General features: G+C 66.7%; 16 protein-coding genes. 7 read left to right on the top strand and 9 right to left on the bottom strand.

Annotation, left to right across the window (positions count from 1 at the left end):
* Positions 1 to 681: DNA gyrase subunit A (locus RLN94_RS19545; protein WP_350169471.1), on the bottom strand; the 681-nt coding region annotated here is incomplete at its 3' end.
* Between the two features lie 136 nt (positions 682 to 817).
* On the opposite strand from RLN94_RS19545, the gene RLN94_RS19540 reads away from it, so the two are divergent.
* From RLN94_RS19540 to RLN94_RS19515, 6 genes are all read left to right on the top strand, one after another.
* Positions 818 to 1,429, top strand: a complete 612-nt coding sequence (locus tag RLN94_RS19540; RefSeq protein ID WP_350130989.1) for an SH3 domain-containing protein — start codon at positions 818 to 820, stop codon at positions 1,427 to 1,429.
* A 19-nt stretch (positions 1,430 to 1,448) separates the two neighbouring features.
* A complete protein-coding gene (locus RLN94_RS19535) occupies positions 1,449 to 2,276 on the top strand; it encodes an SDR family NAD(P)-dependent oxidoreductase (RefSeq protein ID WP_350130988.1) in 828 nt (275 codons plus the stop codon).
* Positions 2,277 to 2,363: 87 nt separating this feature from the next.
* A complete protein-coding gene (locus RLN94_RS19530; RefSeq protein ID WP_350130987.1) occupies positions 2,364 to 2,573 on the top strand; it encodes a twin transmembrane helix small protein in 210 nt (69 codons plus the stop codon).
* 1 nt (position 2,574) lies between these two features.
* A complete protein-coding gene (locus RLN94_RS19525) occupies positions 2,575 to 3,147 on the top strand; it encodes a cob(I)yrinic acid a,c-diamide adenosyltransferase (RefSeq protein ID WP_350130986.1) in 573 nt (190 codons plus the stop codon).
* A 227-nt stretch (positions 3,148 to 3,374) separates the two neighbouring features.
* The gene (locus RLN94_RS19520) at positions 3,375 to 4,133 is read left to right on the top strand and encodes an electron transfer flavoprotein subunit beta/FixA family protein (RefSeq protein ID WP_350130985.1); all 759 of its coding nucleotides are present in this window, start codon (positions 3,375 to 3,377) and stop codon (positions 4,131 to 4,133) included.
* Positions 4,133 to 5,059 (top strand): electron transfer flavoprotein subunit alpha/FixB family protein, encoded by a 927-nt coding sequence (locus tag RLN94_RS19515; RefSeq protein WP_350130984.1) that lies wholly within the window; start codon positions 4,133 to 4,135, stop codon positions 5,057 to 5,059. Before RLN94_RS19520 ends, RLN94_RS19515 begins: the two co-directional genes overlap by 1 nt.
* A gap of 56 nt (positions 5,060 to 5,115) precedes the next feature.
* Here the strand turns inward: RLN94_RS19515 and RLN94_RS19510 are convergent, their stop codons facing one another.
* Positions 5,116 to 5,943: a DUF6473 family protein gene (locus RLN94_RS19510; protein ID WP_350130983.1), complete on the bottom strand. Its 828-nt coding sequence runs from the start codon at positions 5,941 to 5,943 to the stop codon at positions 5,116 to 5,118.
* A gap of 184 nt (positions 5,944 to 6,127) precedes the next feature.
* Between RLN94_RS19510 and RLN94_RS19505 the strand changes: the two genes are divergently transcribed.
* Complete coding sequence (locus tag RLN94_RS19505; protein ID WP_350130982.1) at positions 6,128 to 7,003, top strand: 3-hydroxybutyryl-CoA dehydrogenase; 876 nt, start codon at positions 6,128 to 6,130, stop codon at positions 7,001 to 7,003.
* A gap of 53 nt (positions 7,004 to 7,056) precedes the next feature.
* On the opposite strand, the gene RLN94_RS19500 is transcribed toward RLN94_RS19505, so the two are convergent.
* The 7 genes from RLN94_RS19500 to RLN94_RS19470 form a co-directional block, all read right to left on the bottom strand.
* A complete protein-coding gene (locus tag RLN94_RS19500) occupies positions 7,057 to 7,782 on the bottom strand; it encodes an RES family NAD+ phosphorylase (protein WP_350130981.1) in 726 nt (241 codons plus the stop codon).
* Positions 7,760 to 8,140 carry an MbcA/ParS/Xre antitoxin family protein gene (locus RLN94_RS19495; RefSeq protein WP_350130980.1) on the bottom strand — a complete coding sequence of 127 codons (381 nt, stop codon included), beginning with the start codon at positions 8,138 to 8,140 and terminating at the stop codon, positions 7,760 to 7,762. The genes RLN94_RS19500 and RLN94_RS19495 overlap by 23 nt, the downstream gene beginning before the upstream one ends.
* Before the next feature lie 66 nt (positions 8,141 to 8,206).
* The gene (locus tag RLN94_RS19490; protein WP_350130979.1) at positions 8,207 to 9,091 is read right to left on the bottom strand and encodes a lysophospholipid acyltransferase family protein; all 885 of its coding nucleotides are present in this window, start codon (positions 9,089 to 9,091) and stop codon (positions 8,207 to 8,209) included.
* 43 nt (positions 9,092 to 9,134) lie between these two features.
* Entirely contained in the window at positions 9,135 to 9,413 is a 279-nt protein-coding gene (locus RLN94_RS19485) for an HPr family phosphocarrier protein (RefSeq protein WP_300893774.1), read from the bottom strand.
* A 29-nt stretch (positions 9,414 to 9,442) separates the two neighbouring features.
* Positions 9,443 to 9,835, bottom strand: a complete 393-nt coding sequence (locus RLN94_RS19480; protein ID WP_350130978.1) for a PTS sugar transporter subunit IIA — start codon at positions 9,833 to 9,835, stop codon at positions 9,443 to 9,445.
* Complete coding sequence (gene rapZ, locus RLN94_RS19475) at positions 9,832 to 10,767, bottom strand: RNase adapter RapZ (protein ID WP_350130977.1); 936 nt, start codon at positions 10,765 to 10,767, stop codon at positions 9,832 to 9,834. The genes RLN94_RS19480 and rapZ overlap by 4 nt, the downstream gene beginning before the upstream one ends.
* 12 nt (positions 10,768 to 10,779) lie before the next feature.
* Entirely contained in the window at positions 10,780 to 11,241 is a 462-nt protein-coding gene (locus RLN94_RS19470; RefSeq protein ID WP_350130976.1) for an HPr kinase/phosphorylase, read from the bottom strand.

Below are 11,241 nucleotides of genomic sequence, written 5' to 3'. Positions count from 1 at the left end.
GCCGCCGGTGGGAAAGTCGGGACCCTTGACGAAATTGAGCAGCGTGTCGTCGCGGCAGTCGGGCGTGGCGATGATGTGCAGGCAGGCATCGACCAGCTCGCCGATATTGTGCGGCGGGATGTTGGTGGCCATGCCGACCGCGATACCCGAGGAGCCGTTGGCCAGCAGGTTCGGGAAGGAGGCGGGCAGCACCACCGGTTCGCGCAGGGTGCCGTCGTAATTGTCGCGGAAGTCGACCGCGTTCTCGTTCAGCCCGTCGAGCATCGCCTCGGCGACGGCGGTCATCCGGGCCTCGGTGTAGCGGCTGGCGGCGGGGTTGTCGCCGTCGATATTGCCGAAGTTCCCCTGCCCGTCGACCAGCGGGTAGCGCACCGCGAAATCCTGCGCCAGCCGCGCCATGGCGTCGTAGATCGCCGCGTCGCCGTGCGGGTGGTAGTTGCCCATCACGTCGCCGGAGATCTTGGCCGATTTGCGGAAGCCCCCGGTGGAGGAAAGCCGAAGCTCGCGCATGGCGAAGAGGATGCGGCGGTGCACCGGTTTCAGCCCGTCGCGCGCATCGGGCAGCGCGCGGTGCATGATCGTCGACAACGCATAGGTCAGGTAGCGCTCGCCGATCGCACGGCGTAGCGGTTCTGCCACAGCTTCGGGGTCTATATTGGGGTCGTCGAGCAAATCACTCATAGATGCTGTGATAGCTTCGGCGGGAACGGTCGTAAAGCGTCAAGCGGGCCCCCTGCGGCCCTTTTCCTGTGATGGATGCAACCGAATCATGTAGTTTGGCGTTCGTTGCCTGAACACTTGGGGAGAAATGTACGCCATGTGGCGTTTCGTGCTGGTATCATTCGTGGCGTTGGGTTGGTCGTTCTACGTACTGAGCGGCGGATCCGATTACGCGCCGGTCGAAAACTCCATCCAGGTGCAATCGAAGATCGAAAAGCCCGAGCCGGAGCCCGAGGATACGCGGCAGGCCGACCTGAACCGGCAGTTGCAGTCGCTGGCGCAGGTCGAGGCGATGATGGACAGCATGGAAGAGACCGAGGCCGAGACCGAGGAGCTGTCGGTCACGCTGGCCGCCACCCGCAGCGACGGGCTGGGCGTCATCGAGGCCGAGGCGAGCCGGCCCAAGGCGGAGCTTCTGCAGATGAACATCGACGACCGGAATTTCGAAACGCAGGAATCGATCGATGCCGCCGTGTCCGCCGCGCTGGGCGATCCGAGCATCGACCCGTCTCAGCTGCGCTGGGTCAAGGAGGGCATGGTCGACCTGCGCTCGGGCCCCGGCCTGACCTTCGACCGGGTGGCGCAGGTGACCAAGGGCACCGAGGTCGCCGTGCTGGACGATCCCGGCCATGGCTGGCTCAACGTGCGGATCGTGGACTCCTTTGAGACCGGGTGGCTGGCCGAATGGCTGGTGACGGAACCGGAATGATCTGGGCCGCAGCGCACTGATGGCGGGCAGATCCGTTCTCATTACCGGGTGTTCCTCGGGCATCGGGCTCGATGCGGCGGAGGGGATGCGGGCGCGCGGCTGGCGGGTCTTCGCGTCCTGCCGGAAAGAGGAAGATTGCGCCCGGCTGCGCGAGGCGGGATTCGAGAGCCCGCGGATCGACTATCAGGACGAGGCGACGATCACCGCAGGGCTTGGAGAGGTGCTAGAGGCGACCGGCGGTACGCTGGACGCGGTGTTCAACAACGGCGCCTTCGCCACGCCCGGCGCGGTGGAGGACCTGCCGACCGGCGCGCTGCGGGCGATCTTCGAGGCGAATTTCTTCGGCTGGCACGAGCTGACGCGGCAGGTGATCCCGGTGATGCGCCGACAGGGGCACGGGCGGATCGTGCAGAATTCCTCGATCCTCGGATTCGTGGTGGCGCAGTGGCGCGGGGCCTACGTGAGCTCGAAATGGGCGCTTGAGGGGCTGACCGACACGCTTCGGATCGAGATGCGGGGCACCGGCATTCACGTCATCCTGATCGAGCCCGGGCCCGTGACCTCGAAGATCCGGCTCAACTCGATCCCGCATTTCGAGCGCTGGATCGACTGGAAGGGCTCGGCCCGGCGGGAGCAGTACGAGGGGCTTCTGCACCGGCTGTACGAGGACCGGGGGCGCGACACGTTCGAGCTTCCGGCCTCGGCGGTGACGAAGAAGCTGGTGCATGCGCTGGAATCGCCCCGGCCAAGGCCGCGCTATTACGTGACGACGCCCACCTACCTGATGGGGGCGCTGAAGCGGGTGCTGCCGACGCGGGCGCTGGACTGGCTGATCTCGAAAGGGTGACGGCCCACCCCGCGACGGTTTTTCCCTTTCGCCTGACGGCGCATCCGCTCTACATGGGCGGGCAGGACCGCAATGGAGGCGTACCTCATGCTGAACGACCCGCTTTTCATCCTCGTGGCGCTGGGCTGTGGCGTCGTGGCCGTCATCCTTCTGTTCGGAATCAGCACCTTCGGGAAGGAAGGGGTCGAGAATTCCAAGCGGGCGAACAAGCTCATGCGCTGGCGGATCATCGCGCAGGCGGTGGCGGTGGCCCTGATCCTGCTTTTCGTCTTTATCCGGCGCCAGGGAGGGCAATGACATGGTCGTTCTGAACAAGATCTACACGAGGACCGGCGATGCCGGGGATACCGCGCTGGGCAATGGCGCGCGGGTGGCGAAGCATTCGATGCGGGTGGTGGCCTATGGCACGGTGGACGAGGTGAACGCCACGGTGGGGCTGGCCCGGATGAAGGCCAGCGGGGAAAGCGACGAGGCGCTGGCGCGGATCCAGAACGACCTGTTCGATCTGGGGGCCGACCTGTGCCGGCCGGACATGGAGAAGGACAAGGAGGCGGAGTATACGCCCCTACGCGTGACCGATGGCCAGGTGGCACGGCTGGAAGCCGAAATCGACGCGATGAACGGCGAACTGGAGCCGCTGCGCAGCTTCATCCTTCCCGGCGGGTCAGAGCTGGCCGCCTACCTGCACCTGTGCCGGACCGTGTCGCGCCGGGCCGAGCGGCACGCGACCGAGCTGGCGGTGGACGAGGCGGTCAACCCGGCGGCGGTGAAGTATCTCAACCGGCTGAGCGACTGGTTCTTCGTGGCCGCCCGAATCGCCAATGACGGGGGCAAGGCCGATATCCTCTGGGTGCCGGGCAAGAACCGCTAGGTCACGCGGCGCGCGGACGGGCAAGAATCTTTCGCGCGCCTCCCTGCCGGTTTTCAAAAGCGTCCTGTCCGATTTCAGCAGGAAACTGCGAAAACGCGACGTCTGTGGCCGCAAACGTGACGATTTTCCCCTGTTTCCCGCCATCACAAACCTATATCAACGCGCGGGAGACCGTTTGATGAGGGGCCGCAATGCGGCTCTTCAACCACTTTAAGGAGAAGAACGCGATGAAGGTGCTTGTACCTGTCAAGCGCGTGATCGACTACAACGTGAAGGTCCGCGTGAAGGCGGACGGATCGGGTGTCGATCTCGCCAACGTCAAGATGTCGATGAACCCGTTCGACGAGATTGCCGTGGAAGAGGCGATCCGTCTGAAGGAAGCGGGCAAGGCCGAAGAGGTCGTGGCCGTTTCGATCGGCGTGAAGCAGGCGCAGGAGACGCTGCGCACGGCGCTGGCGATGGGCGCGGACCGGGCGATTCTTGTCGTGGCCGCCGATGACGTGCACCAGGACATCGAGCCGCTGGCGGTGGCCAAGATCCTTGCCAAGGTGGTCGAGGAGGAGCAGCCGGGCCTCGTGATCGCCGGCAAGCAGGCGATCGACAACGACATGAACGCCACGGGCCAGATGCTGTCGGCGCTGCTGGGCTGGTCGCAGGGCACGTTCGCCTCCGAGCTCGACATCGAGGGCGATCACGCCAAGATCACCCGCGAGGTCGATGGCGGCCTGCAGACCATCAAGGTGAAGATGCCGACCATCGTGACGGTCGACCTGCGCCTGAACGAGCCGCGCTATGCCTCGCTGCCGAACATCATGAAGGCGAAGAAGAAGCCGCTCGACGATAAGACCGCCGAGGATTACGGCGTCGATGTCAGCCCGCGCCTCGAGGTGGTCAAGACCACCGAGCCGGAAGCGCGCCAGGCCGGTGAGATCGTGCCGGACGTGGATACGCTGGTGGCCAAACTCAAAGAAAAGGGGGTCGTGTGATGGCTGTTCTTCTTCTTGCCGAAGTCAATGACGGTGAACTGGCGCTGGACGCCACCGCGAAGGCCGTGGCCGCCTGTGCCAACCTGGGCGACGTGACCGCGCTGTGTGCCGGGGGCTCTGCCGCCGCCGCGGGCGAAGCGGCCGCGAAGATCGAGGGTGTGAGCAAGGTGCTGGTGGCCGAGGATGCCTCGCTGGGGCACCGGCTGGCGGAATCGACCGCGGCGCTGATCGTGTCGCTGGCGGGTGATTACGACCACATCGTCGCCCCTGCCACCACCGACGCCAAGAACGTGCTGCCCCGGGTGGCCGCGCTGCTGGACGTGATGGTGATCTCGGACGTGGCGGGCGTGGTCGATGCCGACACGTTCGAGCGGCCGATCTACGCGGGCAACGCGATCCAGACGGTGAAGTCGAAGGACGCCAAGAAGGTCGTCTCGATCCGGACCGCCAATTTCGACGCGGCGGGCGAGCAATCGGCCGCGCCGGTCGAGACCACTTCGGCGGCCGAAAACCCCGGCCTGTCGGAATGGGTCGAGGACAAGGTGGCCGAGAGCGATCGTCCGGAACTCACCAGCGCGGGCATCGTCGTCTCGGGCGGCCGCGGCGTGGGCTCGAAGGAAGACTTCGCGATCATCGAGAAGCTGGCCGACAAGCTGGGCGCCGCCGTTGGCGCGAGCCGTGCGGCTGTCGACTCGGGCTTCGCGCCCAACGACTGGCAGGTCGGTCAGACCGGCAAGGTCGTGGCGCCGGACCTCTATGTCGCCGTCGGCATCTCGGGGGCCATCCAGCACCTTGCCGGCATGAAGGACTCCAAGATCATCGTCGCGATCAACAAGGACGAGGAGGCGCCGATCTTCCAGGTGGCCGATTACGGCCTCGTGGGCGACCTGTTCACCCTCGTGCCGGAGCTGACCGAGAAGCTGTGAGGTCGCGCACCTGCGGAATGGAAGGGGCCCGCCGGTTTGGCGGGCCCTTTTTCGTTTCAGGTCTCGAGGAGGCTTGCCAACACCGGGCGCAGCGCCTCGGCGGCGCGTTCGTGGGCGCGGGGGCTCAGCATTTCCTGGGCGATGCGACGGACCTGCGGCGAGTGTTGCGGCGCGGGGTCGATGCCCCGGTCGGCGGCGCTCAGGCCCGGCTCGATGATGGCATGGGCCTGTCCTCGCAGCGCCTCGAGCATGTCGCGGGTGACGAGCGCCGGGTCGTCCCAGGGGTCTGCCCCGCCGGCGGCCTCGGGCGCGCGGGCCGAGAGCCAGAGCAGCGCCACGGGGGTCTTGATGCGCTGAAGGATGTCCTTCATCCCCGCCACCCAGAGGGTTTCGAGCTCGCGCCGGACATAGCCGAACCGCTCGCCGGAGAGGGCGTGCAGATGGCGCATCATGTGCCGGGTGAAGCTGAACTCTGTGAAGTCGACCTCGGGAAACAGCTCTCTCATCGCGTCGGTCGCCTGGAGGAAGCGGTCGTTTCGCCTCGGGTGCACCCGGTAGTACATGTTCGACATGTTGAGCGCGCCTGGCACCTGCAGCACGCAGAGCCGCGCGCGCCCGGCGCAATCGAGCAGCGCGCCATCCTTGGCGAAGACATCGACCCCGGCATTGGGCCAGCCGAAATTCACGCAAGGCGTGCCCGTCATCCCCTCGAGCAGGTCGGGATAGGGTTGTGAAATGAACTTGCCGAAGGTTTCCGTTCCGCCGAGGCAGGCGACGAAATCGCCCTCGAGCGTGCGGCGCGGACCGCGAAAGAGCAGCCGCGACCCGTCATACCGGCATTGATCGACACCCGAGGGCAAGCGCCCCGCATTTTCCTGGTACATGTTTCCCACCACGTTTTCGTTTTCCCGCGGGCAGGATTCGCCGATGGGCGTTGAGAAACCGCTAAAGGTCGAAATCGTCGCGAGTTTTACGGGAACCCGTCCGGTTCGCGGGACGCGCGGCCCCTTGCGGCCCGGCCGCCGGGGGGCCTATGGTGGCGCCGAAACGAAGGACAGAGGCGAGCCGATGGATATCCGGAAAGTGGGCGTGGTGGGCGCGGGTCAGATGGGCAACGGCATTGCGCATGTGCTGGCGCAGGCGGGCTATGACGTGCTGCTGACCGACATCACGCAGGAGGCGCTGGACAAGGGCGTCGGCAACATCCGCAAGAACATGGAACGGCAGGTGGGCCGCGGCAAGATGGAGCAGGCGGAGATGGACGCCGCCCTGGGCCGGCTGACCACGACGCTGGAGCTCAAGGACCTTGGCCAGACCGACCTGGTGATCGAATCCGCCACCGAGCGGGAGACGGTGAAGCAGGCGATCTTCGAGGACCTCGTACCGCACCTGCAGCCGCACACGATCCTGACCTCGAACACCTCGTCGATCTCGATCACCCGGCTGGCGAGCCGCACTGACCGGCCGGAGAAGTTCATGGGCTTCCATTTCATGAACCCGGTGCCGGTGATGCAGCTGGTCGAGCTGATCCGCGGGATCGCGACCGACAAGGAGACCTTTGACGCCTGTCACGCCGTGGTCGAAAAGCTGGGCAAGACGGCGGCCAGTGCCGAGGATTTCCCGGCCTTCATCGTCAACCGCATCCTGATGCCGATGATCAACGAGGCGGTCTATACGCTGTACGAGGGTGTGGGCAGCGTCACCTCGATCGACACCTCGATGAAGCTGGGCACCAATCACCCGATGGGGCCGCTGGAACTGGCGGATTTCATCGGGCTGGATACGTGCCTTGCGATCATGAACGTGCTGCATGACGGGCTGGCCGATACCAAGTACCGGCCCTGCCCGCTTCTGACCAAGTATGTCGAGGCCGGCTGGCTGGGCCGGAAGACGGGGCGCGGGTTCTACGACTATCGGGGCGAGACGCCAGTGCCGACGCGCTGAGCGGCGCAGTCGGGTTTCTTCGAGTATTTTTGGAACAATGAAAGCCGGGGCGGTCAGGCCCGGGCGAGGGCGTGCGGGCCGAGGGTGAATTCGTGCCATTGGCGCAGGGTATCGCAATGGGCGCGGACGCGGGTTTCGGTGAGCTGGATGCGCCATGTCTGCAGGGCGACGGGGGCGGGCTTGGCGAAGGCCGCGCAGGCGAGGACGGCGATGTTGGGCGCATTGTCGGGGGCACGGGCCGAGGTGTAGCGGATGGCTTCCACGCCCCGGTCGCGCAAGGCATCGGCGAGCGCGAGGCAATCGGTGTAGTCATCGGGATCGGACCAGTTGCCTAGGTCTGCCCAGCCGGGCGTGGTGAGATCGGCGCAGAAGGGTGTGTGCAGTTCGGCCTTGATCGCGGTGTGTTCGACCGGGTTGCGGGGCATTGGGGTGCCGGGCGAGGCGGCGAAGAAGCGCAGGGCGCCCCAGATGCTTTCGGCGACGGCGGTGAGGACCTGCTCGGCCCCGTACCAGACGCCGGGGGTGGGCCCCGCGCGCCGGAAGCGCGAGGCGCGCGGGTAGCGGCCGTAGCGGAAGGGTGACCAGAGCTGGTAGTCCAGATGGCGGCAGGGTTCGGGCACCGGCGGCTTGCTCTCTTCCAGCAGGTTTTCCAACACCTCCTGTTCGTCGATCGTGTCGACGATGCGCGTGGTCGAGGCGCGGAACTGCCCCTCGATCAGCCGCCACGCCGCGGAGCGGTAGGGCGTGACCGGCCCGTCAGAGCGGGGCGCGGGCGGCATCGAGATAGTTCATGACGGTGATCAGGCCGGGCGCGGTCAGCAGAAGCTCGGCCGGGGCGGCGTTGAGATCGGTATTGGGGTTACGCACCCAACCGCGCATGGTGGCCAGATCGCTGCCGGCGATGGCGTCGAGCGAGCGGAAGACGCGGACGAGGCAGATGGCCAGCTCGTGGGACTTGCCGGAGAGGTCATAGCCGCCGCCTTTCATGCGCGAGACCGTCGCCTCGCTCACGCCGATGATGCGGGCCAGCTCCTTCTGGCTGAGACCCAGTTCGCCGGCGGCGTTGAAGGTGGCCTTGGCCAGCACGCGGCCGGGTTGCCTGCTTTGGTCTTCGCGGGGCTGTGCGAGGGCGGTCATGGCGCAATCCTTTCCTTGGAAAGGAATGTAGCATTTATTTCCGAAGAAATCAATAATGCGGCAGCGCTACCGCGTGCCTTCGCCCAGTTTCAGCGTGTGGTCGCGTAGCCAGGCCATGAAGCCGCGCGGGTCGGAATGGAGCATTTCCATGTGTTCGGCGTCGATCGGTTTGCCGACCACCGGCCGTTGCGGGTGGTTGCAGCTTTTCACCACCTCGTGCAGCAGGAAGCTTTGCCGCAGCGTGGCGGAGATGCGGTTGGCGGCCTGGTAGACGCGGGAGTTGTGGCCGGGGAAGAAGATCGGCACCACGGTGGCGCCGGAGCGGCGGATCATCTGGGCGGTGAAGACGTTCCATTCCCGCTCGATCACCGGGCCGAACATGGTGTCGGAGGAGGCCACGACGCCGGAGGGAAAGACCGATATCAGCCCGCCTTCCTTGAGATGCGCCATGGCGTTGGCGCGCATCTCGACCGATTTGCGCTGGGCGTCCGGTTCGTGCGGGAAGGGCACGGGGATCATGTAGGAGGCCGCGACCTCGTCGATGCCGGTCAGCAGGGCCCGGGTGAGGATCTTGTAATCGGTGCGACGGCGGCCGATCAGGTCGGCGAGGATCATGCCGTCGACCAGCCCGTGCGGGTGGTTGGCGACCACGACGACGGGGCCGTCGGGCGGGATGTTGTCGATCTCGGACTGGGGCGTCTCCAGCGGGATGCCCATCGTGTCGAGCGCCGCGCGCCAGAAGGGCTGGCCGGTCGGCGCGCCGCGCTTCTCGAACTCGCGGATCATCTTGATGATGGTCAGCTTGCCGGTGAACCACTCGATCGCGCGGATGGTGAAGGCGGTGCCGGGCGAATCGAAGGAATTGGCATAGGTCAGGCTGCGCCGGTCGTACTTGGTGAAATTCACCGTTTCGCCGGGTGGCTGCTGGGCCTGGTCCTTTGCGTCCGCCACGTGGTTCAATCCCGTCCCATGCCGCTGTTGTGCGGGGCGCGCGTCACATCGCCTCGCCAAAGCGGTCGGCGACAAGCGCCTCGACCGCGTCGGCCAGGGCTTCCGCGTCCGGGCCCCACGCGCGCACGTCAATAGTCTTTCCTTTCGACGCTGCCAACATCAAAAGCCCCATGATGCTGTCGGCGCCGCTGGACTGGCCGTCGAGGCTGACCTCGGCCGAGGCGTCGAACCCCTCTGCGACCTCGACGAGCTTGGCCGCGGCACGGGCGTGCAGGCCTTTCTCGTTCACAATCTTCAGATGCCGTGAAATCGCTTCGCTCATCGGGTCTTCGTCTTTTCCTGACTTCCAGCTCACTCGGCGGTCACGTTGTGGCTGTCTATGTATTTGCGCCCGGCATCCATAGCGGCCCGGGCGGCCTCTGCAACGTCGAGGTGGCGGCTTTTCGCCAGCTTGATCAGCATCGGCAGGTTGGCACCGTAGAGGATGCGCCGGTCATCGGGCTGGCACGCCTTGAGCGAAAGGTTGGAGGGCGAGCCGCCGAACATGTCGGTGACGATCACCACCCCGCCGCCGGTATCGACCTCGTCGGCCGCGGCGCAGATCTCGGCCTGCTTGCCGGCGCGGTCGCAATCGTTCTCGATGGTGATGCCGCGCAGGCCCGGCTGGGCGCCGACGACATGCTCGATCGCCTTCACGTATTCATGGGCCAAACCGCCATGTGCGACGATCACGATCCCGATCAAAGCTTCTCGCCTCCCTTCATCTCGATGGCATCCTGGGCGGGACGGGGCGGCGGGGCCGCGGGCGCGTGCCGCTCAAGCTCGCGGTGCCTTATAGACACCTGCCAGCCGCCATCCGCAAGGGCCTTGGCAAGGGTTTCCGCCATGGCGACGCTGCGATGCTGGCCGCCGGTGCAGCCGAAGCCGATGGAGAGATAGGCCTTGCCCTCGGCCTCGTAGGCGGGAAGCAGGAGCTGCGCGAGGTCGGCGACCTTGTCGCTGAACGCCGCGAAGCGCGGGTCGGCGGCGACATAGGCCGCCACGTCGGTGTCCCGCCCGTCGCGCCCGCGCAGGGCGGCCTCCCAGTAGGGGTTCCGCAGGAAGCGGCAGTCGAGCACCATGTCGAGCCCGCGCGGCAGGCCGCGCTTGTAGGAAAAGGACTGGACGGTCACGGCCAGCCGCGTCTTGCCCTCGGGCGCGAACCAGCGGGCCAGTTCGGCGCGCAGGTCGTGCGGGGTCATCTCGGAGGTGTCGATCAGCATGTCGGCCCGCGCCTTGATCGGGCCGAGCAGGTCGGCCTCGCGCTGGATGCCCTCGTCGGGGCTTTCGGCGGGGGCGAGCGGGTGGCGGCGGCGGGTTTCTGAGAAGCGGCGGAGGAGGACGTCTGTGCTGCAGTCGAGGTACAGGACCTGGATACCGACGGGGCTGTCGCCGCCCTCGCGGTCGATCGCCTCGATCAGGCCGAAGGCCGAGAAATCGCGGTTGCGCACGTCGATGCCCAGCGCCAGCGGCTTGTCGGGTGCCGGCCCGTCGAGCAGGCGGGGCAGGAAGGAGAGCGGGAGGTTGTCGATCGCCTCGTAGCCGAGGTCTTCCAGCGCGCGGATCGCGGTCGTCCGCCCCGCGCCCGAGGGGCCGGTGACCAGAATGACCCGATTTGTCACGGCATCCTGTGCCATGCGCACCTTTCCTTATGCGTCCCGTGTTCCGCTTAGATATGTCAGGATCGCCGCCGGAAAATGCGTCAGTTCGGATTTTCTGGCAAGCGGGATGTCGGCTCCCAACAATGTGACCGACCGGTGATCCGGCAGGCGGTCGGTTTCGGCCTCGTCCATGTCGACCACCAGCGCCACCGGGGCGGGCCCCGTGGGCGGGGCGGTCAGGATGCCGACCTCGCGCGCCTCGATCCGGCCGCGGATCGCCGGCGGGGCATCGGCCATCAGCGTGTCACCCTCGCGCCAGAGGCGGGTGCGGTCATCGGCGACCAGCCCGGCGCCCAGCGCCATCAGCTGCAGCGCCAGCCCCGACTTGCCGCTGCCCGAGGCGCCGCGGATCAGCACCGCCCGCCCGTCGCGCGCGACGCAGGAGGCGTGCAGGATCGTCTCGCCGGGGGAATGGGCCGTTTCGGACAGGTGGCTCTCGCCGCGTGGCAT

The organism is Roseovarius sp. (genome assembly GCF_040223625.1).
In the GTDB taxonomy this organism is placed as follows: Bacteria; Pseudomonadota; Alphaproteobacteria; order Rhodobacterales; family Rhodobacteraceae; genus Roseovarius.
This window is presented reverse-complemented; position numbering and strand designations above follow the sequence as displayed.